18 protein-coding genes are annotated in these 24,405 nt (G+C 64.5%); 10 read left to right on the top strand and 8 right to left on the bottom strand.

The genetic code is table 11. The features are described 5' to 3' along the window. Position 1 precedes the first annotated feature (1 nt). From ACQ5BM_RS11280 to ACQ5BM_RS11315, 8 genes are all read left to right on the top strand, one after another. A complete protein-coding gene (locus tag ACQ5BM_RS11280) occupies positions 2-1,294 on the top strand; it encodes a CmpA/NrtA family ABC transporter substrate-binding protein (protein ID WP_429810914.1) in 1,293 nt (430 codons plus the stop codon). Positions 1,295-1,358: 64 nt separating this feature from the next. Beyond that, positions 1,359-2,252, top strand: a complete 894-nt coding sequence (gene ntrB / locus ACQ5BM_RS11285) for a nitrate ABC transporter permease (RefSeq protein WP_429810916.1) — start codon at positions 1,359-1,361, stop codon at positions 2,250-2,252. A gap of 14 nt (positions 2,253-2,266) precedes the next feature. After that, positions 2,267-3,067: an ABC transporter ATP-binding protein gene (locus tag ACQ5BM_RS11290; protein ID WP_429810918.1), complete on the top strand. Its 801-nt coding sequence runs from the start codon at positions 2,267-2,269 to the stop codon at positions 3,065-3,067. Between the two features lie 4 nt (positions 3,068-3,071). Next, on the top strand, positions 3,072-5,534 hold the full coding sequence (gene nirB, locus ACQ5BM_RS11295) for a nitrite reductase large subunit NirB (RefSeq protein WP_429810920.1): 2,463 nt from the start codon (positions 3,072-3,074) through the stop codon (positions 5,532-5,534). Positions 5,535-5,538: 4 nt separating this feature from the next. Continuing rightward, positions 5,539-5,874, top strand: coding sequence for a nitrite reductase small subunit NirD (gene nirD, locus ACQ5BM_RS11300; RefSeq protein ID WP_429810922.1), 336 nt, complete (start codon positions 5,539-5,541; stop codon positions 5,872-5,874). 2 nt (positions 5,875-5,876) lie between these two features. Then, on the top strand, positions 5,877-8,534 hold the full coding sequence (locus ACQ5BM_RS11305) for a molybdopterin-dependent oxidoreductase (RefSeq protein ID WP_429810923.1): 2,658 nt from the start codon (positions 5,877-5,879) through the stop codon (positions 8,532-8,534). Then, positions 8,506-10,008 carry a siroheme synthase CysG gene (cysG, locus tag ACQ5BM_RS11310; protein WP_429810925.1) on the top strand — a complete coding sequence of 501 codons (1,503 nt, stop codon included), beginning with the start codon at positions 8,506-8,508 and terminating at the stop codon, positions 10,006-10,008. Before ACQ5BM_RS11305 ends, cysG begins: the two co-directional genes overlap by 29 nt. An 88-nt stretch (positions 10,009-10,096) precedes the next feature. Next, complete coding sequence (locus ACQ5BM_RS11315; protein ID WP_429810927.1) at positions 10,097-10,792, top strand: DUF2268 domain-containing putative Zn-dependent protease; 696 nt, start codon at positions 10,097-10,099, stop codon at positions 10,790-10,792. Positions 10,793-10,854: 62 nt separating this feature from the next. Here the strand turns inward: ACQ5BM_RS11315 and ACQ5BM_RS11320 are convergent, their stop codons facing one another. From ACQ5BM_RS11320 to ACQ5BM_RS11350, 7 genes are all read right to left on the bottom strand, one after another. Continuing rightward, the gene (locus tag ACQ5BM_RS11320) at positions 10,855-11,274 is read right to left on the bottom strand and encodes a GFA family protein (protein WP_429810929.1); all 420 of its coding nucleotides are present in this window, start codon (positions 11,272-11,274) and stop codon (positions 10,855-10,857) included. A gap of 158 nt (positions 11,275-11,432) precedes the next feature. Continuing rightward, on the bottom strand, positions 11,433-12,233 hold the full coding sequence (iolB, locus tag ACQ5BM_RS11325) for a 5-deoxy-glucuronate isomerase (RefSeq protein ID WP_429810931.1): 801 nt from the start codon (positions 12,231-12,233) through the stop codon (positions 11,433-11,435). Positions 12,234-12,489: 256 nt separating this feature from the next. Next, entirely contained in the window at positions 12,490-13,389 is a 900-nt protein-coding gene (gene iolE, locus ACQ5BM_RS11330) for a myo-inosose-2 dehydratase (RefSeq protein WP_429810933.1), read from the bottom strand. Positions 13,390-13,564: 175 nt separating this feature from the next. Next, entirely contained in the window at positions 13,565-15,418 is a 1,854-nt protein-coding gene (gene iolD / locus ACQ5BM_RS11335) for a 3D-(3,5/4)-trihydroxycyclohexane-1,2-dione acylhydrolase (decyclizing) (protein ID WP_429810935.1), read from the bottom strand. A gap of 75 nt (positions 15,419-15,493) precedes the next feature. Further along, on the bottom strand, positions 15,494-17,431 hold the full coding sequence (locus ACQ5BM_RS11340; RefSeq protein ID WP_429810937.1) for a bifunctional 5-dehydro-2-deoxygluconokinase/5-dehydro-2-deoxyphosphogluconate aldolase: 1,938 nt from the start codon (positions 17,429-17,431) through the stop codon (positions 15,494-15,496). A 106-nt stretch (positions 17,432-17,537) separates the two neighbouring features. After that, complete coding sequence (locus ACQ5BM_RS11345; protein WP_429810938.1) at positions 17,538-18,410, bottom strand: MurR/RpiR family transcriptional regulator; 873 nt, start codon at positions 18,408-18,410, stop codon at positions 17,538-17,540. 102 nt (positions 18,411-18,512) lie between these two features. After that, positions 18,513-19,640 carry a Gfo/Idh/MocA family protein gene (locus tag ACQ5BM_RS11350; protein WP_429810940.1) on the bottom strand — a complete coding sequence of 376 codons (1,128 nt, stop codon included), beginning with the start codon at positions 19,638-19,640 and terminating at the stop codon, positions 18,513-18,515. A gap of 262 nt (positions 19,641-19,902) precedes the next feature. Here ACQ5BM_RS11350 and ACQ5BM_RS11355 point away from each other — a divergent pair, with 262 nt between their 5' ends. Beyond that, the gene (locus ACQ5BM_RS11355) at positions 19,903-20,709 is read left to right on the top strand and encodes a class II glutamine amidotransferase (protein WP_429810942.1); all 807 of its coding nucleotides are present in this window, start codon (positions 19,903-19,905) and stop codon (positions 20,707-20,709) included. Positions 20,710-20,952: 243 nt separating this feature from the next. Here ACQ5BM_RS11355 and coaBC read toward each other — a convergent pair whose 3' ends face one another. Next, on the bottom strand, positions 20,953-22,173 hold the full coding sequence (gene coaBC / locus ACQ5BM_RS11360; RefSeq protein WP_429811161.1) for a bifunctional phosphopantothenoylcysteine decarboxylase/phosphopantothenate--cysteine ligase CoaBC: 1,221 nt from the start codon (positions 22,171-22,173) through the stop codon (positions 20,953-20,955). Positions 22,174-22,518: 345 nt separating this feature from the next. Between coaBC and ACQ5BM_RS11365 the strand changes: the two genes are divergently transcribed. Continuing rightward, positions 22,519-24,330: a diguanylate cyclase gene (locus tag ACQ5BM_RS11365; RefSeq protein WP_429810944.1), complete on the top strand. Its 1,812-nt coding sequence runs from the start codon at positions 22,519-22,521 to the stop codon at positions 24,328-24,330. The last annotated feature ends 75 nt before the right edge of the window (positions 24,331-24,405 follow it).

Below are 24,405 nucleotides of genomic sequence, written 5' to 3' on the forward strand. Positions count from 1 at the left end.
CATGACCAAGTTTTCGACCGGCGGCCTGACCCGCCGCAGCCTGCTGAAGACCACGGCAACCGCCGCCCTGTTTGGCGCGGTCAAGTCGGCCTTCCCATCCGGTGCCTTCGCGCAAAGCTCCGGTCCGGAAACCACCAAGGCCGTGCTCGGCTTCATCGCGCTCACCGACTCGGCACCGCTGATCATCGCCAAGGAAAAGGGTCTCTTCGACAAATACGGGATGACCGAAGTCGAGGTCGTCAAGCAGGCCTCCTGGGGTACGACACGCGACAACCTGGTGCTGGGTTCCGCCGGTTCCGGCATCGATGGCGCCCATATCCTGACGCCGATGCCCTATCTGATCTCGACCGGCAAGGTCACTCAGAACAACCAGCCGCTGCCGATGGCAATTCTTGCCCGCCTCAATCTCGATGCGCAGGCGATCTCGGTCGGCCAGGCCTATGCCGATCTCAAGGTCGGCCTCGATGCATCGGCGCTCAAGGAAGCGTTCGCCAAAAAGAAGGCCGAAGGTGCCGCCGCCAAGGTGGCGATGACCTTCCCCGGCGGCACCCATGATCTCTGGATCCGCTATTGGCTCGCCGCCGGCGGCATCGATCCGGACACGGATGTCGAAACCATCGTCGTGCCGCCGCCGCAGATGGTCGCCAACATGAAGGTCGGCACCATGGACTGTTTCTGCGTCGGCGAGCCCTGGAACGAGCAGCTCGTCAATCAGAAGATCGGTTACACCGCCGCCAACACCGCCGAGATCTGGAACGAGCATCCGGAAAAGTCCTTCGCCATGCGCGCCGATTGGGTGGAGAAAAACCCGCGCGCGGCCAAGGCGCTCACCATGGCGATCCAGGAAGCGGCGCAATGGTGCGACGACATGGCCAACAAGGACGAGCTGGCGAGGATCGTCGGCAAGCGCAGCTGGTTCAATGTGCCGCCAAAGGACATCGTCGATCGTCTCAAGGGCGAATACGACTACGGCAACGGCAAGGTCGTCGAGCAGAGCCCGCACTTCATGAAGTTCTGGCGCGATCACGCCTCCTATCCGTTCCAGAGCCACGACGCCTGGTTCCTCACCGAGAACATCCGCTGGGGCAAGTTCGCGCCCGATACCGACATCAAGGCACTCGTCGCCAAGGTCAACCGTGAGGATATCTGGCGCGAGGCCGCCAAGGATCTGGGGGTGACCGACATGCCGGCATCCACCTCGCGCGGCGTCGAAAACTTCTTCGACGGCAAGGTTTTCGATCCCGCGGATCCGCTGGCCTACCTCAAGAGCCTTTCGATCTCGCGCGTCGCCTGACCATTGCGATGGTCGCGGCCAGAGTGCTTCGCGACCATCCGTTCCGAATTCCAAGGAGAACGGCATGACCGTCACCAATCTCAAACTCAAGCGGGACGCTATGCCTCGACCAGCCGCGCGCGTCATCGCCTTCACCCGCTCGGCGAGCGTCGGCAGTAGCCGGCCGCTTACCGCGAGGCTCGTTGCTGCAGCCACGAACGTCTTGCCGCTTCTCGTCACGCTGGCGCTGATCCTCGTCGCCTGGCAGGTCGCCTGTTCGGCGCCTGATTCCAGCCTGCCGTCGCCGACGCGGGTGCTGGAGGAAAGCTGGGACCTGATCGCCCATCCCTTCTATGCCGGCCAGGGCGTCGACCAGGGGCTCTTCTGGCACATAGCGGCGAGCCTGCAGCGCGTCGCAATCGGCTATGCGCTCGCCGCCGTCGTCGGCATCGCGCTCGGCGCGCTGGTCGGCCAGAGCCAGCTTGCCATGCGTGGCCTCGATCCGATCTTCCAGGTGCTGCGCACCGTGCCGCCGCTGGCCTGGCTGCCCCTGTCGCTGGCTGCCTTCCAGGACGGCAACCCGTCGGCGATCTTCGTGATCTTCATCACCGCCATCTGGCCGATCATCATCAACACCGCCGTCGGCATTCGCAACATTCCGCAGGACTACCAGAACGTCGCCAAGGTGCTGCGCCTTAACGCCCTCGAGTATTTCGCCAAGATCATGCTGCCGGCCGCAGCCCCCTACATCTTCACCGGCCTGCGCATCGGTATCGGCCTTTCCTGGCTCGCGATCGTCGCGGCCGAAATGCTGATCGGCGGCGTCGGCATCGGCTTCTTCATCTGGGATGCCTGGAACTCCTCGCTGATCAGCGACATCATCGTTGCGCTCATCTATGTCGGCATCGTTGGCTTTCTGCTCGATCGCCTCATCGCCCTCGTCGGCCGCGTCGTCACACGCGGCACTGCAACCGCCTGAGAGAGGGGAAAGCCATGACCAAGAGCTATCTTTCGCTGGAACTGATCGATAAGAGCTTCGAGCGCGGTGGTAGCCGCACCGAGGTGCTGAAGCAGGTTTCGCTGTCGGTCGACAAGGGCGAGTTCATTTCGATCATCGGCCATTCCGGCTGCGGCAAGTCGACCCTGCTCAACATCGTTGCCGGCTTGACACAGGCGACGACCGGCGTCGTCCTGCTCGACGGCCGGGTTGCCGACGAGCCGGGGCCGGATCGCGCCGTCGTCTTCCAGAACCATTCTCTGCTGCCCTGGCTGACGGTCTACGAAAACGTCCGCCTCGGCGTCGACAAGGTCTTCGCGGGCAGCAAGAGCAAGGCCGAGCGCCACGACTGGACGATGCGCAACCTGGAACTGGTGCAGATGGCGCATGCGGCCGACAAGCGACCCTCTGAAATCTCCGGCGGCATGAAGCAGCGCGTCGGCATCGCCCGCGCGCTTGCGATGGAGCCGAAGGTGCTGCTGCTCGACGAGCCCTTCGGCGCTCTCGACGCGCTGACGCGGGCACATTTGCAGGACCAGGTGATGCAGATCCATGCCGAACTCGGCAATACCGTGTTGATGATCACGCACGATGTCGACGAGGCGGTGCTGCTCTCCGATCGCATCGTGATGATGACCAACGGGCCGTCGGCCCGCATTGGCGAGATCCTCGACGTGCCGCTCGCCCGCCCGCGCCGGCGCATCGAGCTTGCCGGCGACCGAACCTACCTCAAATGCCGCGAAGCCGTGCTCAAATTTCTCTATGAGCGCCACCGCTTCGTCGAAGCTGCGGAGTGATCCCATGGCCGAACACACCACTGAAAAGCTCGTGATCATCGGCAACGGCATGGCGCCGGGCCGCATGCTGGAGGAGCTCTTCGAGAAGGCACCGGGCCGCTACGCGGTGACGATCTTCAACGCCGAGCCGCGCGTTAATTACGACCGCATCATGCTGTCGCCGGTGCTGTCGGGGGAAAAGGATTACGAGCAGATCATCATCCATGGCGATGGTTGGTACATCAAGCACGGCATCACGCTCTACAAGGGCCACAAGATCATCGCCATCGACCGTGACGCCAAGACCGTCACGTCCGACTATGGCGTCACCGAGAGCTACGACAAGCTGGTGATCGCGACGGGCTCGGTGCCCTTCATCATTCCTGTGCCGGGCAAGGACCTGCGCGGCGTCATCACCTATCGCGACCTCGACGACGTGCAGGCGATGTTGCTTGCGGCCCAGTCGCGCGAAAAGGCTGTCGTCATCGGCGGCGGTCTTCTCGGCCTCGAAGCGGCGGCCGGCCTCAATGCACGCGGCATGGACGTTACCGTGCTGCACGTCATGCCGACCTTGATGGAGCGGCAGCTCGACCCCGCCGCCGGTTACCTGCTGCAGAAGGCGGTCGAAGAGCGTGGCATCAAGGTCATCACCAAGGCGAACACCAAGCGGATCATCGGCGAAGAAAAAGTCGAGGGCATCGAACTCGATGACGGCCGCATCATCCCGGCGACACTGGTCGTGATGGCGGTCGGCATCCGACCGAATGTCGGCCTTGCCAGGGAGGCCGGACTTGCCACCAACCGCGGCATCGTCGTCGACGCCGGCATGCAGACCTCCGACGGGCACATCATGGCGCTTGGCGAATGTGCCGAGGTCGGCGGCATGGTCTACGGCCTTGTGGCGCCGCTCTATGAGATGGCGCGGGTTGCCGCCCGCCACCTGGCCGGCGATCGCAGTGGTGCTTTTGTTCATTCCGATACACCGACAAAACTGAAGGTGACCGGCATCAACCTCTATTCGGTCGGTGATTTCGCTGATGGCGAAGGGCGCGAGGAGATTGTGCTGCGCGACGCGACCGCCGGCGTCTACAAGCGCCTGGTGCTCAAGGAGAACCGCATCATCGGCACGGTGCTCTACGGGGAGACGGCCGACGGGGCCTGGTTCAACGATCTGATGAAGCGTGGCACCGACATCTCGGAAATGCGCGACACGCTGATCTTCGGCCAGGCCTATCAGGGAGGGTCGCCCCTGGACCCTATGGCGGCCGTTGCAGCCTTGCCGGATGATGCGGAGATCTGCGGCTGCAACGGCGTCTGCAAGGGCAAGATCGTCGAGACCATTGGCACCAAGGGCCTGAGCTCGCTCGATGACGTGCGGGCTCATACCAAGGCGTCCGCCTCCTGCGGCTCCTGCACCGGCCTTGTCGAGCAACTGATGTCGCTGACACTCGGCGACAGCTACAATCCCGCGGCCGTCCAGCCGATGTGCACCTGCACCGAGTTCGGCCATGACGACGTGCGCCGGCTGATCAAGGCCAAGGGCCTGAAGACCATTCCCGCCGTCATGCAAGAGCTGGAATGGAAGACCTCTTGCGGCTGCGCCAAATGCCGTCCGGCGCTCAACTACTACCTCGTCTGTGACTGGCCGGACGAATATGCCGACGACTACCAGTCGCGTTTCATCAATGAGCGCGTCCACGCCAATATCCAGAAGGACGGCACCTATTCGGTCGTGCCGCGCATGTGGGGCGGCGTCACCAATGCGCAGGAATTGCGCGCCATTGCCGATGTCGTCGACAAGTTCGAGATCCCGCTGGTCAAGGTGACCGGCGGCCAGCGCATCGACCTGCTCGGCATCGAGAAGGAAAACCTGCCGGCGGTTTGGGCCGATCTCGGCAAGGCGGGCTTCGTTTCTGGTCAGGCCTATGCCAAGGGGCTGCGCACGGTGAAGACCTGCGTCGGCTCCGACTGGTGCCGCTTCGGCACCCAGGATTCGACCGGCCTCGGCATCCGCATCGAGAAGTTCATGTGGGGTTCCTGGACGCCGGCCAAGCTGAAGATGGCGGTCTCCGGCTGTCCACGCAACTGCGCGGAAGCCACCTGCAAGGACATCGGCGTCATCTGCGTCGATTCGGGCTTCGAGATTCATTTCGCCGGGGCGGCCGGGCTCGACATCAAGGGCACGGAAGTTCTTGGCCTGGTGAAGACCGAGGACGAGGCGCTGGAGCATATCGTGGCGCTGACGCAGATGTATCGCGAGCAGGCACGCTACCTCGAGCGCATCTACAAATGGGCGAAACGCGTCGGCCTCGACGAAATCCGCCGCCAGATCATCGGTGATGCCGACAAGCGCAAGGCCTATTTCGACCGCTTCGTCTTCAGTCAGAAATTCGCCCAGGTCGACCCTTGGTCGGAGCGCGTCTCCGGCAAGGACAAGCACGAATTCCGGCCGATGGCGACGGTCGGTTTTTCTGAAGCTGCAGAGTGAGGTGATGGATATGAATTGGCATCCAATCGGCGATATCTCCGACATTCCGCTGAGGGGCGCGCGCTGCGTGAAGACGCCCCAGGGCAAGATCGCCGTGTTCCGCACCGCCGAAAACGAGGTCTTCGCCATCGAGGACCATTGCCCGCACAAGGGCGGGCCGCTGTCGCAGGGCATCGTCCACGGCGCGGCCGTGACCTGCCCCCTGCATAACTGGGTGATCTCGCTCGAAACCGGCAAGGCGCTTGGGGCGGACGAGGGCGCGGTGCGCACCGTCCCGGTGCGCATCGACAGCGGCGCGCTCTACATCGCGCTCGAAAGCCTGCTGATTGCGGCGGAATAGCCATGGAGCGGGAGGTCAAGACCACCTGTCCCTATTGCGGCGTCGGCTGCGGCGTGATCGCAACGGTCACCGAGGATGGCGCCGTCTCTGTTCGCGGTGACACCGATCATCCCGCCAACTTTGGCAGGCTCTGCTCCAAGGGCTCGGCGCTGGCCGAGACCCTCGACCTCGACGGCCGGCTGCTGCATCCGGAGATCGGCGGCAAGCAGGCCGGCTGGGACGAGGCGCTCGATCTCGTCGCCGCGCGCTTCGCCCAGACGATCGCCGAACACGGATCGGACTCGGTCGCCTTCTATGTCTCCGGGCAGTTGCTGACCGAAGACTATTACGTCGCCAATAAGCTGATGAAGGGCTTCATCGGCTCGGCCAATATCGACACCAATTCGCGGCTCTGCATGTCCTCGTCCGTTGCCGGCCACCGCCGCGCCTTCGGCTCGGATACGGTTCCTGGCTGCTATGAGGACTTGGAACTCGCCGACCTCGTGGTGCTCACCGGCTCCAATCTCGCCTGGTGCCACCCGGTGCTCTATCAGCGCCTCGCTGCCGCCAAGGCCGCGCGACCCGAGATGCGGGTGGTGGTGATCGATCCGCGCCGCACGATGACTGCCGATATCGCCGACCTGCATCTGGCAATCCGTCCCGATGGCGACGTGGCGCTGTTCAACGCGCTCTTCGCCCATCTGGCGGCAAGCCCTGCTGTCGATCAGTCCTACGTCGCCGCCCACACCAGCGGTTTCGCTGAAGCCCTCGCCGCAGCAGATGCGCTCGACCAGGCCACTTTGGTGCAGGCAACAGGGCTGGAAGTCTCGGAAATCGCCGCCTTCTTCCGCCTGTTCGAAACGACGGAAAAGGTCGTCACCTGCTATAGTCAGGGCGTCAACCAGTCTTCCTCCGGCACGGACAAGGTCAATGCGATCATCAACTGTCACCTCGCCACCGGCCGCATCGGCCGGCCGGGCATGGGGCCGTTTTCGCTCACCGGCCAGCCCAATGCCATGGGCGGCCGCGAGGTCGGCGGCCTCGCCAACATGCTCGCCGCGCACATGGATATCGAGAAGGCCGGGCATCGCGATCAGGTGCGCCGTTTCTGGGGCGCGCCGTCGATCGCCGCAAAGCCGGGGCTGAAGGCCGTCGACATGTTTGACGCCGTCGCCGACGGCCGCATCAAAGCGATCTGGATCATGGCGACCAATCCTGTGGTCTCCATGCCGGATGCCGATGCCGTCGAGGCCGCCCTCAGGGCCTGTCCCTTCGTGGTCGTCTCCGATGTGCTCCGAGAAACCGACACCACCCGCCACGCCCACGTGCTGCTGCCCTCGCTCGGCTGGGGCGAGAAGGACGGCACCGTCACCAACTCCGAGCGCCGCATCTCCCGCCAGCGCGGTTTCCTTGCGGCTCCCGGCGCAGCCCGCGCCGACTGGTGGCAGCTTGCCGAGGTAGCCCGCCGCATGGGCTTCCAGGGCGCCTTTGCCTTTACCTCGCCGGCCGAGATTTTTGCCGAGCATGCCGGCCTTTCGGGCTTTGAGAATGACGGACGGCGGGATTTCGATATCGGCGCCCATGCTGAGATCGACGCTGCCGGCTATGACGCGCTCGCGCCGTTCCAGTGGCCGCAGCCACAGGGGAAACCGAAGGCTGAGACCCGCTACTTTGCCGATGGCGGCTTCTTCCACGCGGATGGGCACGCCCGCTTCGTGGCGGTCGCAAGCAGCGTTCCGGTCCGCGTCAGCGACGCCTTTCCCTTCACCTTGAATACCGGCCGCGTGCGTGACCACTGGCATACGATGACCCGCACCGGAAAGAGCGCGCGGCTCTCGGCTCACCTCGCCGAACCTTTTGCCGAGATCCACCCGCGCGACGCGATGGACCTCGGAATCGCGCCGGCCGATCTCGTCGCGCTCGAAGGCCCCCACGGTTCGGCGATCATCCGCGCGCTTATCACCGAACGTCAGGCGCGCGGCAATCTCTTCGTGCCCATGCACTGGAATGATCAGTTCGCCGCGAAGGCGCGCGTCGATGCCCTGGTCCCGCCGATAACCGATCCGGTCTCCGGCCAGCCGGCCTCCAAGAATGTCGCCGTCGCGATCAGCCGCTTTTCCGCCTCGACCTATGGCTTCGCGGTCAGCGCAGCGAAACCCTCGGGTCTTGATCTCGGCTACTGGGCGGTCGCCAAGGCGAAGGGCGGTTGGCGCCTGGAGCTTGCCACGGCAGAGGCGCCGGAGGATTGGATCGGCTGGTGCCGCGGGACCTTTGGCCTTGCGCAAGACATCGAGCCGATCGGTTATGCCGACGGTCTTTCCGGTCAGCGCCGCCTTGCCTTCTTCGACGGCGATCGTCTGCTGCTGGCGCTTTTTCTCGCGCCCGAGCCCGTGGCGGTTGCCCGCAATTGGGCGGTCGAGCAGCTCAGCGTCTCGCATGCGGATTTGCGCATGCGCTTTGCGCTCGTTGCCGGCCGGCCCGGTGCCGACAGGCCGGATCCGGGCGCGACCGTCTGCTCCTGCTTCAACCTCGGCGTCAACCAGATCGTCGCCGCCGTCCGCGGCGGCTGTCGCTCGGTCGAAGCGGTCGGACAGGCCGTGAGTGCCGGAACCAACTGCGGCTCTTGCCGCGCCGAGATCAGGGGGATCATTGATGGATGCCTTGCTGCCGCTGCGGAATGAAGAGCGATCGCGCGCCGAACCGACGCGCATGGCCGCGCTCGCCAAGCTGCCGGTCTTCTGGTCGCTCGAAGGCAAGCGTGCCGTGGTGTCAGGCGGCAGCGACGCCGCCGCCTGGAAGGCGGAGCTGCTGGCCGCCTGTGGTGCCGAAGTACATATCCATGCGCCGGCGGAAGAGCTCGGCGAAGTCTGCACCGCATTGATCGAGAAAGGTGCTGCTCATCCCTCCGGTCGCCTCATTCATCACCGCGAGCCTTGGCAGGCGGATGCGCTGGCCGGTGCCGCGCTCGCGATCGCCGATTGTGGGAGCGACGAGGAGGCACGGACCTTCTTCGCGGCTGCCCAGCAGGCCGGTGTGCTGGTCAACGTCATCGACAAGCCCGCCTTCTGCCAGTTCCAGTTCGGCTCGATCGTCAACCGCTCGCCGGTCGTCGTGTCGATCTCGACCGATGGTGCAGCACCCATCCTCGCCCAGGCGATCCGCCGCCGTATCGAGACGCTGCTGCCGCCGGTGCTGAAGGATTGGGCGGCGCTGGCGCAGACGCTAAGGGACAAGGTCAACGCACGGCTGAAGCCCGGTGCGCCGCGCCGCGCCTTCTGGGAGCGTTTCGTCGATCTCGCTTTTCAGGCGACACCGGAGGAGGGTGTCGATACGCGGCTGGTGGCGGAGATGGAGCGCCTGTCGGCAAACCATGCCGCCACCGGCCGCGTGACGCTTGTCGGCGCCGGCCCCGGCGACAGCGAGTATCTGACGCTGAAGGCGGTACGGGCGCTGCAGGCGGCCGACGTCATTCTGTTCGACGATCTGGTATCGAGCGAGGTTCTGGAACTCGCGCGGCGGGAGGCCAAGCGTATGCTGGTCGGCAAGCGCGGCGGGCGCGAAAGCTGCCGGCAGGAGGACATCAACGACATGATGGTGGCGCTGGCGCGCGCCGGCAAACGCGTCGTTCGCCTGAAGGCTGGCGATCCCATGATCTTCGGCCGGGCCGGCGAGGAGATCGCGCGGCTGGAAGAGGAAGGCATCCCGGTCGATGTCGTGCCCGGCATCACCGCCGCGAGCGCCATGGCCGCGCGTCTCGGTCTTTCGCTCACCCATCGCGACCATGCCCAGGCGGTGCGCTTCGTCACCGGCCACTCCCGCCATGGCGGCCTGCCCGCCGATATGGATTGGCGCGCCATTGCCGACCCGAGGACCACGACGGTCTTCTACATGGGCGGACGCACCGCACCCGCCATCGCCGCGCACCTCCAGGAGGAGGGGTTATCCGGCGAGACCCCGGTCGTCATCTCGGCCAATGTCAGCCGCGGCAACGAGCGGCGCTGGCAGGGCACCTTGCGCGACCTTGCCGCCGGCATCGCCGTGATCGGCTATGATGATCCGGTTTTGATCGGCATCGGCGCTGCTTTCGGCGTCAGGCGGGTGCCGATGGTCACTGTCCGGCCTACACCTTTTGCCGCAGGTTCGCTTGCCAGTTGAAGTTTTCCCTTGCCCGGCATTGCAATCACCGGCCGCATGCTTACCTTGCCGCGCGGTAGAGTGATGTCGACGACGGGAGATTCGCCAGATGCTGGACCTGCGTGTTCACTTCCTTGAAGCGTATGGATCGCTTGAGCGCTGGCGCGAGGAAATTCTGCGTCAGGTGCACGAGACCGCCGAACGGGTTGGCGCCCGTGTTCCTGCGTCGGACAGTGCCGCTCCCATTGATATCGCCGTCGAAAACAGGCCGGGCGAGACCATTCCCGAACTTGGCGTGGCGGGCGGCTGCTATCGCCGAGGGCTGGTCTTCCTCACGCTCGATCCCGGCAACGACAATTTCGAAGCCAGCCTGGCAGCCGGCGAACTGCGGAAAATGCTGACGCACGAGCTGCACCATTCCTTCCGCCACGCGACCTGCGGCTATGGCTCCAAGCTGGGCGAAGCTCTGGTCACCGAAGGCCTTGCGGATGCTTTCGATGTCGAGATCAATGGCGGCGACGGTCATGCCTGGAACCACGCGATTACCGCGGGCGATTGGGCAGGTTTGCTGGAGCGTGCCGAGCGGGAACTCTGGGCGGAAAGCTACGATCATGCCGGCTGGTTCTTCGGCAGCGATCGCGCATTGCCGCGCTGGGCCGGCTATACGATCGGCTATCACCTCGTGAAGACCTATCTCGCTGCAAACCCCGATGCACGCCCGTCGCAGATGACGGCGACACCTGCATCGGTTGTCATCGGAGAAGCCTGGGCGTTGTTGAAGGAAGGCCCGCTGGCCGCCGCTTGAGCGGCTGGAGCGGGAAGAATGTGTGCGGTTTCCGCCGGTATCCCGCCCCAAACCACCGTGATCTAAGCGTAAGGCGCCTCGTCGCGATCGCGGCCGGGCAACCTCCTGACATCGCCGATCCAGGGCAGTGCCGAAGAACACCAGATTTGCGATCTCGGTCTGAGCTCCCGGCGCTGGTTGATCGTGCCGACCCGGATGCCGACTTCCAGCGCGTCCTCGCCCGTGCCGGTCGTATAGATCGGCGAGCCGCAGTTCGGGCAGAAAAATTGCAACCGCTGGCGACCGTTGTCGGCGACCTTGACGTAGAGCTTCGGTTCGCCGCCGGTCAGCCGGAAATTCTCGCGCGCCGTGCCTGCGGTCACGCGATAGGCGGATCCCGTCAGTTGCTGGCAATCGGTGCAATGGCAGATCGCGACATCGGCCGGATCGATCTTGGCCTCATAGGTTACGTAGCCGCAGTGGCATTGCCCGTCGATATGCATGGAGGCCTCCCTGAAAGCAGGGAAGCTAGAGCGGCGCGGCAAAAAGTGTATGCCGCTTTCCGCGTTGGAGCTCGGAATGGCTCACGCCGAACGATCGACGACGGTCGCCACTGGCGGAGCGGCTGGAAGCGTGGCGCTGCGATTGCGTAAGTAGAAGCTTACACGCCGGTGAAGAGCCATTCGTGTTCGGGGGCGTTGTGGAATTTCCAGATGCGCGTCGGTCCGGCCATGACGTTGAGATAGTAGACGTCGTAGCCGTGCACCGCGGCAACGGGGTGATAGCCCCTCGGCACCAGCGTCACGTCGCCGTCCTCGACCGCCATGGTCTCGTCCAGCGAGCGGTCGTCGGTATAGACGCGCTGCATGGCGAAACCCTGCGGCGGGTTCAGCCTGTGGTAATAGGTCTCTTCCAGGTAGCTCTCGGCCGGCAGGTCGTCCTGGTCGTGCTTGTGCGGCGGGTAGGAAGAGGTGTGGCCGCCGGGCGTGATCACCTCGACGACGAGCAGCGATTGTGCCGAGCCGTCGTCCTCCGGCATGATGTTGGTGACGTAGCGCGTGTTGGTGCCCTTGCCACGGGTCATTTGCGGATGCGTGCCTGGCGCGATCACCTTGGCCTTGAAGCCGTCGCCGCCCGGCGCCGAGCAGATAGCGAGGTCGAGGTCCGAGGTCGCTGTTGCCTGCCAGCGGCTGCCCTTCGGCACATAGACGGCATAGGGCTGGCCCTCGAACGGCGTCATGCGCTCGCCGAGCTCGCCGAAGCTCTCGCCGTCGACGGTGACCTTTGCCTTGCCGGAAACCAGCACCAGGCAGACTTCCCTGTCGCCCGTCTCGCCTTCGGTCGTCTCCCCGGCCTTCAGCCGTTCGAGCGCGAAACCGACATAGGTCCAGCCGGCACTCTCTGGCGTCACGTTTTGCATGAGGCCCGATTTGGCTTTCGGTTTGACGAGCAGCTTGGACATGTCGGTCTCCCTAACTCTTTATCATGGGGTGCCGGTCGTGCGGTCTACCCCTCACCCTAGCCCTCTCCCCGCTTGCGGGGAGAGGGGACACCGTTTGCACTTTACCGCTGCCGTTGAGAGGATCGAGCGGTTGCAGCATATCCTTTCTCCCCGCGCGCGGGGAGAAGGTGGCGGCAGCCGGATGAGGGGCGCTGCGTTTCCCTCACCGCGCCGATGAGGGGCACTCACTCCAAGTCCGGCGACCGAAAGTCTGGGCTTACTTGTCGAGCCCGGCTTCCTTTGCAAAGGCCTTCAGCGACTTCAGGCCGAGCGACTGGTATTCGAACGGGTTGCGCACGGCCGAATCCTGTTCCGCCTCGATCACCAGCCAGCCGGAATAGTCGTGCTCGGCGGCGATTTTCAGGACGGGGAGGAAGTCGACGCCGCCCTCGCTGTCGCCGGGAACGGTGAAGACGCCGCGGCGTACGCCTTCGAGGAAGGAGAGGCCTTCGCCCTCGACTTGCCTGCGCACGGCCGGGCGCACGTTCTTGCAATGGATGTGGCGGACGCGGTGCATGTATTTCTTCGCGACCTCGGCCGGATCGGAGCCGCCGAACCAGGCGTGACCGGTGTCGAGCAGCAGCTTGGTGGCCGGGCCGGTATTCTGCATCAGGAGGTCGATCTCCTCGCCGGTCTGGACGATCGTGCCCATGTGGTGGTGGTAGACGAGGTCGATGCCCTGATCGACGCAATACTTAGCGATCGCTTCGAGATCGGCGCCGAACTTCTTCCACTGGTCGGCCGGCAGAACCGGCTTGTCGTTGGCGACCGACTTCGTATCGTCGCCATGGATGGCGTTCGAGGTCTCGCAGACGATCGCCACCTTGCAGCCATTGTGCTTCAGGAGATCGAGATGCGGCTGGATCGCCCTTTTCTCGGCCTCGACGTCATGGGTGAGCAGGTTGGTCGAGTGCCAGCCGGAAACGAAGACGAGATCGTAGGAGGCAAGCTTCTGCTTCAGCGCCTCGGGATCAGCAGGCATCTTGTGGCCCTTCTCGATGCCGTCGAAGCCGATCTTCTGGCAATCGGAGAGGCAGTCCTCGAGCGTCAGATGCGCGCCGATCGAATGATCGTCGTCGTTACTCCAGGCGATCGGGTTGGTTCCGTAGCGGATCATGTCTTTCACTTTCTCTTGCGTCGTCCGCTTGGGGCGGAAGGTTTGTCAGTCTCGTTGTGGCGGAAGGGGAGGGGAACGTGGCCCCTCATCCGCGCGATGCGGGGCCGTCTCATCCATCCGGCGTCGTCGAACATGAAAAAGCGCTCGCATGGATAACGCGAGCGCTAGCTCTGAATTAGCCGAAACGCTGCGCGAGCAGGGCTTTCTCATAGCCCTCGCGCGCTTCATTCACTTGCTTGCGGCCGGACACCTCGGGCACCGCGACATCCCACCAGTGGCCGCCGGCCTCGGTGGTGATCAGCGGATCGGTGTCGATGACGATAACTGTCGTGCGCGTCTCGCCCGCGGTCTCCTTGAGCGCCGCTTCCAGCTCGGAGATCGAGCCGACCTTGCGGGTGATGGCACCCATGGCGGCGGCGTGCGCCGCGAAGTCGATTTGCGGCAGCTCCACGTGGTGCGTGTCCTTCAGGAGATTGTTGAAGTTGGCGCCACCGGTGCCCATCTGCAGCCGGTTGATGCAGCCATAGCCGGCATTGTCGAGCAGCACGATGGTGAACTTGGCGCCGAGCATGATCGAGGAGGCGATCTCCGAGTTCAGCATCATGTAGCTGCCGTCGCCGACCATGACGATGACGTCGCTGTCGGGCTTGGCAAGCTTGACGCCGAGGCCGCCGGCGACCTCGTAGCCCATGGTCGAGAAGCCGTATTCCATGTGGTAGCCGCCGGGTTCTTCCGCCTGCCAGAGCTTGTGGAGTTCGCCGGGCAGACCGCCGGCGGCGCAGACGAGCGTTGTGTTCTTGCCGCCGCGGGCGCGCTGCACGGCGCCGATCACCTGGGCATCGGAGGGCAGCGCCGCATTGGTCGTGGCCGTCACCTTGTCGGCAGCCGTCAGCCATTCGGCCTTGCCGGCCTTCGCCTTGGCGGTCCAGCTCGGATCGGCCTTGTGGCTGCCCAGGCCGCCGGAGATGCGGTTGAGACCGGCGCGGGCGTCCGCGATCAGCGGTAGGCCGTTGTGCTTGCCGGCATCGAAGGGCTGGACGTTGAGGCCGATGATCTTCAGGCCTTCGTTCTTGAAGAGCGCCCAGGAGCCGGTGGTGAAGTCCTGCAGGCGCGAGCCGACGGCGAGAACCACATCGGCTTCCTCGGCAAGCGCGTTGGACGCCGAGGTTCCGGTGACGCCGACCGAGCCCATGTTGAGCGAATGCGAGTGCGGCAGCGCCGACTTGCCGGCCTGCGTCTCGACGACCGGAATGCCATGACGTTCGGCGAAGTCGCCGAGCGCCTTCGTTGCCTCTGAATAGAGCACGCCGCCGCCGGCGATGATGATGGGCTTCTTCGCTTGCTTGAGTGCCGCGATCGCGCTCGCCAGCTCGTCGAGATCGGGCTCGATGCGGCGCGGCACCCACACCTTCTCGTCGAAGAAGCTTTCCGGATAGTCATAGGCTTCCGCCTGCACGTCCTGGCAGAGCGACAGCGTCACCGGGCCGCAATCGGCGGGATCCGTCAGCACCTGCATGGCGCGGCGGAGCGCCGGGATGATCTGTTCGGGCCGGGTAATGCGGTCGAAATAGCGCGACACGGGACGGAAGCAGTCGTTTGCCGAGATCGTGCCGTCGCCGAAGCTTTCGACCTGCTGCAGCACCGGGTCAGGACGGCGATTGGCGAAGACATCGCCGGGCAGGAGCAGCACCGGCAGGCGGTTGACATGGGCGAGTGCCGCCGAGGTCACCATGTTGAGCGCGCCTGGGCCAATCGAGGTTGTGCAAGCCATGAAGCGGCGGCGGAAGCTCGCCTTGGCGAAGGCGATTGCCGCGTTCGCCATGCCCTGCTCGTTCTGGGCGCGATAGGTCGGCAGCGTATCCTTGATCGCATGCAGCGCTTCGCCCACGCCCGCGACATTGCCATGGCCGAAGATGGCGAAGACGCCGCCGAAAATCGGCACCCTTTTGCCATCGATGACAGTCATCTGGCGGGTCAGGAACCGCGCCACGGCCTGTGCCATGGTCAGGCGCACGGTCTTCTGGCTCATAATCTGTTTCCTCCTCGTGGCGGAATCGTCCCGTTCCACCCTGTCTGCAGCATTATCGACTGGTACCTGTCGACCTTATGCCGCCTTCGTTTCACCCAGTTGCAGCCAGAGATCCACCAATGCCGCAAACTTTCCGGCCATGTCGTCGATCGCCTGCTCGTCGCTCATCGTACCGCCGAGCCAGGCCCTGCCGGCATCGGCGAAGATTGTGCGGCCAACAGCGAAGCCCCTGACGGTCTTCGAGGTACGCGCGGCTGCAAAGCCATCCTTGAGCTGCTCATAGGGCGCTTCGAGACCCAAGAGCACCACGCCGCGGCAGAGCGGATCGCGCGCCTCGATGACGGCGTCGATCGCCGTCCAGGCGCCGCGGCTTGCCTGCGGCTCGAGCTTCCACCAGTCCGGCTTGAGGCCGGCATCATAGAGTTCGGTGAGAGCCCGCGGAATGGTCTGGTCGTCAAGCTTGCCGTGCTTGCCGGCTATGATCTCGATCAGGATTTCGCGGCCGACCTTGCGGGCTGCCTCGAAGGCCGAGCGGAGCTTCGCGACCTGCTGCGCCTTGAGTTCGGCCGGATCGTCCGGGTGGTAAAAGGAAAGCACTTTGATGCAATGGTCGACGGGCCAATCGATCAGGCGGCTGCCGAGATCCTGGCTGAATTCGAACTGCAGCGGCCGCGAACCCGGAAGCTCGATCGGCTTGCCGATCCAGAAATCGCGGTATGCGCCGGCGGCATAGAGCGCGTCGCGGCCGTATTTGTCGTCAATCAGCATGCCGAACCCGGAACGTCCGGCCGCGACCTGCGCAGCCGCCTTGACTGCCAGCACCTTGAACGCCGGAATGCGGTCAAGCAGGGCCTGGTCGCCCGCGGCCATGTCTTCGAGCTGGCTGCGGTGGTCGATCGCAAGCGCCATCAGAAGCGGGATTTCGCGGCGGCGGGTGGTCGCCCAATGCACGTGGTTGATCGCCTCGTCCTTGCGCAGCGCCCGTTCCTGGCTGCCGTTTGCGAGGAAGAACTGCAGTTCGGTCCAGGTCGGGATTTCCGGGGCGCAGAGCAGGCGCGAGACGGCGAAGGCGCCGCAGGCATTGGCCCAGGTGGCGGACGTCGCATGCGGTTCGTCCCTGAGCCAGCCGCGCAGGAAGCCGGACATGAAGGCGTCACCGGCGCCGAGCACGTTATAGACCTCGATCGGGAAGCCTTTGCCGACGATGCCGTCTTCGAGATCCTCGGTGATCGGGCCGTCATAGACGATGCAGCCCATCGGCCCGCGCTTCAAGACGATCGTCGCCTTGGACAGCGCACGGATCGTCTTCAGCGCCTGGAGCAGGTCGCTCTCGCCCGAGGCGATCAGCACTTCCTCTTCCGTGCCGACGATCAGGTCGCAATCGGCGAGAACCGTCTTGAGATGCGCCGAGACGCGGTCGGAAGCGATGTAGCGGCTTTCGCCGGCGTCATGGCCGGCAAGGCCCCAGAGGTTCGGGCGATAGTCGATGTCGAAGACGACCTTCGCGCCGTTTTCCTTGGCGATGCGGATCGCCTTGCGCTGGGCGGCATCGGTGTTCGGCTTGGAGAAATGCGTGCCGGAGACCAGGACGGCGCGGGCGGAGCGGATGAACTCTTCCGAAACGTCATCCTCGCACAACGCGTTGTCGGCACAATTGTCGCGATAGAAGAGCAACGGGAAGGACTTGTCGTTCTCGACGGCGAGGATGGCGAGCGCCGTCAGCCGTTCCGGATCGGTGACGATGCCGCGCGTCTCGACGCCTTCACGGGTGAGCTGCTCGCGGATGAAGCGGCCCATCTGCTCGTCGCCGACGCGGGTGAGCAACGCCGACTTCAGGCCAAGGCGGGCGGTGCCGACAGAGATGTTGCAGGGGCAGCCGCCGACCGATTTGGCAAAGCTCGAAACATCTTCAAGGCGCGTGCCGATCTGCTGGCCATAGAGATCGACCGAGGCCCGGCCGATGGTGATCAGGTCGAGCGGCTTTGCTCCCTGTGCCGAAACGTTCTGGCTCACTGCTTCCTCCCCGCGGACACCTTGGCGGGCCCGACCATTTTCGTACTGTGGGTGATGGCTGTATGAAACATAAATTCCGACGTTTCGTCAATATGGAATTTTCATTCTATTCATTCCGTTCGGCCTGATTGCCCTCGGCAAGGCGCTGGCGTTTCTCGGCAATGGCGACCGTGAGCGCCATGGCAAACGCCATGCTGGCGGAAAGCGAACGGAAGCCCGCATGATCGGCCTCGACCAGTTCGAACCAGACCTTCGAGGATTCAGCCAGTGGCGAGAAGGCGGAATCCGTCAGCGACACCACCGGCACCTTGCGCTCGGCGAGCAGCCGCGCCTGGGCCGCACTTTCGGACGCATAGGGCGAGAAGCTGACGGCAAAGGCTGCGTCGTTCTTCGTCGCCATCGCCAGCATGTCGTCGTCGATGCCGGCGGCCGTGCCGACGAGCTGATACCTCACCTTCAGCTTGCCGAACGCATAGGCCATGTAGCTGGAGATCGGATAGGAGCGGCGCTTGGCGATCAGGTAGATCGTGTCTGCCTTGGCCAGGATGTCGACGGCGCGCTCGAACGCTTCGGGATCGACCGACGAGGCGATGTTGTCGAGCGAGCGGTGGGCGGCAGCGACGAAGCCGTTGAAGATCGAGCCGCTTTCGAGCTTGCTGTGGTCATTGGCGCTCAATGCCTTCAACCGGTCTTCATAGCCGGGCGTGCGCTCGCGCAGCCGCGCGCGAAAGATCTGCTGCAGGCTGGAAAAGCCTTCGAAGCCGAAATGCTGGGCGAAGCGCACCAGCGTCGAGGGTTGTACCTCGGCGGAGGTTGCGATGCTCGCCGCCGTGCCGAAGGCGATCTCGTCGGGATTGTCGAGCGAATAGGCGGCGACCTGGCGCAGCCGTTTCGGCAGCTCCGCCTTGCGTTCCAGAATGGCGGCCTTCAGCGCCTCGAAATCCTGCGGCACCTCTGTCGTCGTTTCCGGCATCGCCATGTCTCGTTTGTCTCCACTCTGGATAAGTCTGGTTCGTTACCTCACCTTAATCGATTAGTCGGGAACGGGATAGAACAGGCATTCCATTTTCCTTATCCCGCTCTAGATCTGCACCCATTCGTTGGTCTTGGCCGACTGATAGGTGGCCGAAAGAACCTTCTGCACCTCGAAGCCTTCGCGGAAATCGGTCGAAGGCGACGTGCCGCCGGCAATGGCGTCGAGGAATTCCTTGACCTCGATCGCCTTCAGGTCGTTGAAGCCGATCTGGTGGCCGGGCGCCACGCAGAAGGCGCCATAGGGCGGATGTTCGGGCCCCGCCCAGATGGTGCGGAAGCCGCGGGTGCGGATGTCGTCGCCGGTCTTGTAGAGGCGGATCTCGTTCAGCCGCTCCTGCGTGAAGACGATGCTGCCCTTCGAGCCGTAGATCTCGAAATCGTGCTGCATCTTGCGGCCCGTTGCGATCCAGCTCGCCTCGAAGCTGCCGGTGGCGCCATTTTCGAAGCGCACGAAAGCGCGGGTGATGTCGTCCACTTCGACCGGGCGGGTCTCGCTGGAGCCGGCGGCGATCGGGCGTTCCGGGATCTGGATGATGGTTTCGGCGAGTACCTGCTTGATGGGGCCGACGAGATGGCGCATGGAGGCGATGACGTGGCTGCCGATATCGGCAAGCGCGCCGCCGCCGCTGGCCGGATTGAGACGCCAGCCCCACGGCACGCTCGCATCGGCCATGAAGTCTTCCGCATGAATGCCGCGCATCGAGCGGATCTCGCCGATCTCGCCGCTTTCGATGATGTCCTTGGCGAGGAAGATCAGCGGGTTCTTGAGATAGTTGAAGCCGACCTGGGTGACGACGCCGGCTTTCTCGGCCGCCTCGACCATCTCCCGGCATTCGGCGACCGTCGGCGCCAGCGGCTTTTCGCAATAGACATGCTTGCCGTGGGCGATCGCCGCCAGCGCCATCTCCTTGTGCAGGAGGTTCGGCGTGGTGATGTCGATGATGTCGATATCCGGATCGGTGAGCAGTTCGCGCCAGTCGGCGCTCGCCTTGCGGAAGCCGAGCTGGCCGCGGGCCCGCTCGGCGCTCTCGACGGTGACGTCTGCGATCGTAACGAGGTCGAGCTCGAAGGGCAGGTCGAAGACCCGCGCCGCGATGGTGAAGCCGAGCGCATGGGCCTTGCCCATGAAGCCCGTGCCGATCAGGCCGATCCCGAGTTTGCGCTTGCTGCCCATTTTGAATTCCTCCCTGGCCGTAATGGCTCGAAATGAAATGTTTTGTGCATGATTTGTCAATATGGAATGTTTATTCGAAATGGGGCGCAAGACTGGATCTGTGCCGGCGGAAACAGCCAAATCTGTGCGTTCCAGCCAGGGGGATCTTGACGAAGGGGAAATGTGTTAACGCATTTTTACCATGTTCCGTTGGAACATCGCACTTCGTCATGGTTAACGAATCGCCTCTGTGTGAACGGGGCGGAGCTGGAGTGAAATCAGCATGTGCCGCTGGGCAGCCTATCGCGGGGAGCCGCTCTATCTTGAGGAACTGGTGACCTCCCCGGCGCACTCGCTGATCGAACAGTCCCATTGCGCGACACGGGCGAAGACCGCCACCAATGGCGACGGCTTCGGCGTCGCCTGGTACGGGGATCATCCGGAGCCCGGGCGCTACCGCGATATCCTGCCGGCCTGGTCCGATTGCAACTTGAAGAGCATCGCAAGGCAGATCCGCTCGCCGCTCTTCCTCGCCCATGTGCGCGCCGCGACCGGTGGCGGCACGCGGCGCGACAACTGTCACCCTTTCGTATTCGGCCGCTGGTCCTTCATGCACAACGGCCAGATCGGCGACTTCGAGCATCTGCGCCGACCGATGGAGAGCATGCTCGACAACGACCTCTATTCGGCACGCACCGGCACGACGGATTCGGAACTCCTGTTCCTGCTTGCCATGCAGTTCGGGCTCGACCGCGATCCGCTGGGCGCGATCGCCGAGGCGCTCGCCTTCGTCGAGCAGCTTGCCGAACATCTGGAACGCCAGGTGCTGGTCCGCTTCACCGCCGCCTTCTCCGACGGCCATGATCTCTACGCGGTGCGCTACGCCTCCGACTGGAAGGCGCCGACGCTCTACGCCGCGCCGATGGGGCCGAGCGGCGGCTATTGCCTCGTCTCCGAGCCACTCAACGATGATGACAACGCCTGGGTCGAAATCCCCGACGGGACGGCAGTTATCGTCGGCGAAAACGGCGTGGATGTCCGGCTGTTCTCCACGCAAGGAGCGCCGGCGAAGTCCCGTCAATTCGCCTAAGGCATCGCATAGAGGATCGCAGCGGAAGGCATCGGCCCGTCATCCGGCTGCCGCCGCCTTCTCCCCGCCTGCGAGGAGAAGAAGACCCGCGGCGCTCGCTCGACCGCAAAACAACCCTTCGCGATTTGTCCTCTAACGACCGAACCTCTGCCGCCTAGCCACAAAGTGGGGCATTCGCGTTTGCCACGTCCCCTCACTCCGCCCGCGGGGAGAGGATTAGGGTGAGGGCAATTTGGGGGCCGCTTAGCCCCGCTCCATCCGCGCCAGTTCGGCCGCAATCATCGCCGCAAGCTTCTCCGCCACAGCGTCCTTGTCCATCTCCGGCCAGTCGTCGTTACCGGCAGCCGAGATCAGCTTCACCTTGTTGCGGTCGCCGCCCATGATCCCGGTCGCCGGCGACACGTCGTTTGCGAGGATGAAGTCGGCGCCCTTGCGCTCGAGCTTGGCGCGGCCGTTATCGGCGACGTTCTCGGTCTCGGCGGCAAAGCCGATCACCAGTTTCGGCCGCTTGGCGTGATGCCCGACCGTCTTCAGGATATCGGGGTTTTCGGCAAGCTGCAGCGGCGGCGGGGCTTCGCCCGGCTTCTTCTTGATCTTGTTGCCGGCAGCCGTCGCCACCCGCCAGTCGGCAACGGCGGCAACCATGACGGCGACGTCGGCGGGGAGGGCGGCAAGCACCGCATCACGCATTTCCTCGGCCCGCTCCACATGCACGACCTTCACACCCGCCGGATCCGGGATCGTCACCGGGCCGGAGACCAGCGTGACGCTTGCACCAAGTTTCGCGAGCGCAGCGGCGATTGCATGGCCCTGCTTGCCGGAGGAGCGGTTGGCGATGTAGCGCACCGGGTCGATCGGCTCATGCGTCGGCCCGGAGGTCACGATGGCGCTGCGCCCAGCAAGCGGTTTCGGCGCGCCCGCGAGAAGATCCTCGACGGCCGCCACGATCGAAAGCGGCTCGCTCATGCGGCCTTCGCCGGCCTCGCCGCTTTCCGCCATCTCGCCGGCCTCCGGACCGATGAAGCGGATGCCGTCCCTGGCAAGCGTCGCGCGGTTGCGGCGGGTGGCCGGATGCGCCCACATCTTCGGATTCATCGCCGGCGCAACCAGCACAGGCCGGTCGGTCGCGAGCAGGATGGTGGAGGCCAGATCGTCGGCATGGCCGTTCGCCATCTTCGCCATCAGGTCGGCAGTTGCCGGCGCAACGACGACGAGGTCGCATTCGCGCGCCAGCCGGATATGGCCGACATCCTGTTCGTCCTCGCGCGAAAAGAGGTCGAGGTAGACATGCGAGGCGGAAAGCGCGCCGACGGCAAGCGGTGTGACGAATTGCTGCGCGCCGGCCGTCATCACCGGCCGCACGCTCGCGCCGCGTTCGCGCAGGCGCCGAATGAGATCAAGGCTTTTGTAAGCCGCGATACCACCGGAGATGATCAGGAGAATGCGCTTGCCCGACAGTGTCATTTGCACCCGGCCTTTCGGCCGCCCTCTTGCCCGGCATGGGCCGCCGAGCCTACGCTATACCAGAACTATCCCACGGCCAGCCTCACCGCGTCTCTGGCGTCGAACCTACTTGAGCGATCCGCCGGGCGCAACGTGTCGCGCGGAGCGGGATTGGTGATGCTGACATCAGCACGATACGGCGTTTCGATAGTTTACGCCTCCAGGCATCATCGACGATTCGCGCCGACCGGCGGCAAAGAATGGAACAAAAGCTGCACTGGCGGCGTCGACATGCTCCGGGCCTGTTGCCGAAGCCGGGCATCACGATTAATGCGCTCTCAATCCGCGGGGGCTAAGCTTTTTACCATGCGAATAAATGCGATCACCAACTGGGCCTATGGCGTGACCGTGCTCCTGACGGGGCTTTCCGGCACGGCTTTCATCCTGTCGACAAACAGCGCGATCGAGGAACGCCAGGCGGTCGAGCAGCATCTTGTGCTCGATACGCTCGGCGAAGAGCTTGCGCTCGGCGCGGAAGTACGAACCGACGAGGCGCGCCTTTACGTCATGCGCGGCGATGAGCGCCACCTCGAAGCCTTCCATCGCGCGGAAGGGGAAGAACGGCGGCGCGAGGAGGCGATCAAGACCGCGACGAACTTCGGTGCCACGCCGGGCGAACTCGCGGCGTTGCATGAGATGGGGCGCGAGGCGGAAGCGCTCGACAAGGTCGAGGTGGCCGCCATCGCAACCTACCAGAAGGGCGACCGCGCCGGCGGCCAGCAGATGCTGTTCGGACCCGAGCATGAGCGCCTGCAGACGGCGCTGTTGGAGACTGTCGCGCGATTTCGTGAATTGACCACGACCCGGACGAGTGCGGCGCTCGGCGAGGCACAGCGCCGCAGCGACTGGTTCGCGCTCGCCGCCAAGGCGATGCTGGGCGTGACCGCCGTGCTGTTCCTCAGCGTGCTTTATTTCATCCTCAAGCGTCGCGTCGCCATGCCGCTCACGCGCATGAGCGGGATCGTCACGCGGCTCGCCAGGCAGGACTATGCGGTGGAGGTCCCGGTCGATCGGCGCCGCGACGAGATCGGCGAGATGAACCAGGCGATCCACATCTTCCGCAAGAACGGCCTCGAGCGCGATCGGCTCGATGCCGAACGGCGGCTGGACCAGCAAACGAAGGATCTGATCCTGCAGATGATGCACCGGCTGCAGGCATGCCAGAGTCAGGACGAACTGGCCGAGGTCGTGGCCCGCTTTGCGCCGCAGGTTTTCCCGAATCTCGCTGGTCATCTCTATGTGCTGAATGACAGCCGGACGCTGTTGACGCGCGTCGGCACCTGGCTCGATCCGCAGCATTCGGCGCCATCTTTCCCGTCGAGCGCCTGCTGGGGCCTTCGCCGCGGTCGGCCGCATGTCAGCAATCGCGGCCAGAGCGACATCGCCTGCCAGCATCTCGACGACCACGGCGCGGTAGGCCTCTGCGTCCCGCTGACGGCACAGGGCGACACGATCGGGCTTCTCTATTTCGAGGAGCATTCGCAGGAGAAGTTCGCCGTCGAGGCGTCGCGCCTTTATCTGGAACTGATCGCCGAGAATATCGGGCTTGCCGTCGCCAACCTGCAACTGCGCGAGAAACTCACCAATATGGCGGTGCGCGACGCGCTCACAGGGCTGCTCAACCGGCGCTGCCTGGACGAGGCGCTGAATCGGCAGCCGCGCGGGCAGGGCGGCGGGCCGCTCACCTGCCTCATGATCGACATCGATCACTTCAAGCGCTTCAACGATGAATTCGGCCACGATGCCGGCGACGTGGTCATGCAATATGTCGCCCAGATCATCGTCAACACGGTGGCCGATGCCGGTGGCGCCTATCGGTTCGGCGGCGAGGAATTCACCGTTCTGTTGCCGGAGGCCGGCGAAGCTGCTGGCTTCGAGCTTGCAGAGCGGCTCAGAACCAAGATCGGCACCACGCCGCTCTCGCATCGCGGCCGGATTCTGGGCACCGTGTCGGTCTCGATCGGCATTGCCTCGGCCCCGGACGACGGTCCCGTCACCACGCTGTTGACGCGGGCCGATGCCGCTCTTCTCGATGCCAAGAGCCACGGACGCAACCGCAGCGTCTGCGCTTCGGGGCTGAGCTTCGGCGAGGGCACGGAACGGCGCAGCCTCGCCTGACAGCCTCGTCCTCGCCCCGCCACATCGAATGTTCCGCCTTGAAACGGGCGCATTCGATGTTATCTATGACGCCGA

The organism is Ensifer sp. B1-9, from assembly GCF_050474445.1.
Lineage (GTDB): Bacteria > Pseudomonadota > Alphaproteobacteria > Rhizobiales > Rhizobiaceae > Ensifer.

Bases quoted from the DNA above. Each gene is read 5' to 3' on its own strand.
- iolE (WP_429810933.1), bottom strand. From the start codon at position 13,389: ATGATCCGCTACGGAACCAACCCGATCGCCTGGAGTAACGACGACGAT.
- ACQ5BM_RS11320 (WP_429810929.1), bottom strand. From the start codon at position 11,274: ATGCATATCGACGGGCAATGCCACTGCGGCTACGTAACCTATGAGGCC.
- iolD (WP_429810935.1), bottom strand. From the start codon at position 15,418: ATGAGCCAGAAGACCGTGCGCCTGACCATGGCACAGGCCGTGGCGCGG.
- ntrB (WP_429810916.1), top strand. From the start codon at position 1,359: ATGACCGTCACCAATCTCAAACTCAAGCGGGACGCTATGCCTCGACCA.
- iolB (WP_429810931.1), bottom strand. From the start codon at position 12,233: ATGTCCAAGCTGCTCGTCAAACCGAAAGCCAAATCGGGCCTCATGCAA.
- cysG (WP_429810925.1), top strand. From the start codon at position 8,506: ATGGATGCCTTGCTGCCGCTGCGGAATGAAGAGCGATCGCGCGCCGAA.
- ACQ5BM_RS11280 (WP_429810914.1), top strand. From the start codon at position 2: ATGACCAAGTTTTCGACCGGCGGCCTGACCCGCCGCAGCCTGCTGAAG.
- ACQ5BM_RS11305 (WP_429810923.1), top strand. From the start codon at position 5,877: ATGGAGCGGGAGGTCAAGACCACCTGTCCCTATTGCGGCGTCGGCTGC.
- ACQ5BM_RS11350 (WP_429810940.1), bottom strand. From the start codon at position 19,640: ATGGGCAGCAAGCGCAAACTCGGGATCGGCCTGATCGGCACGGGCTTC.
- coaBC (WP_429811161.1), bottom strand. From the start codon at position 22,173: ATGACACTGTCGGGCAAGCGCATTCTCCTGATCATCTCCGGTGGTATC.
- ACQ5BM_RS11345 (WP_429810938.1), bottom strand. From the start codon at position 18,410: ATGGCGATGCCGGAAACGACGACAGAGGTGCCGCAGGATTTCGAGGCG.
- ACQ5BM_RS11365 (WP_429810944.1), top strand. From the start codon at position 22,519: ATGCGAATAAATGCGATCACCAACTGGGCCTATGGCGTGACCGTGCTC.
- ACQ5BM_RS11290 (WP_429810918.1), top strand. From the start codon at position 2,267: ATGACCAAGAGCTATCTTTCGCTGGAACTGATCGATAAGAGCTTCGAG.
- ACQ5BM_RS11355 (WP_429810942.1), top strand. From the start codon at position 19,903: ATGTGCCGCTGGGCAGCCTATCGCGGGGAGCCGCTCTATCTTGAGGAA.
- ACQ5BM_RS11315 (WP_429810927.1), top strand. From the start codon at position 10,097: ATGCTGGACCTGCGTGTTCACTTCCTTGAAGCGTATGGATCGCTTGAG.
- nirD (WP_429810922.1), top strand. From the start codon at position 5,539: ATGGATATGAATTGGCATCCAATCGGCGATATCTCCGACATTCCGCTG.
- nirB (WP_429810920.1), top strand. From the start codon at position 3,072: ATGGCCGAACACACCACTGAAAAGCTCGTGATCATCGGCAACGGCATG.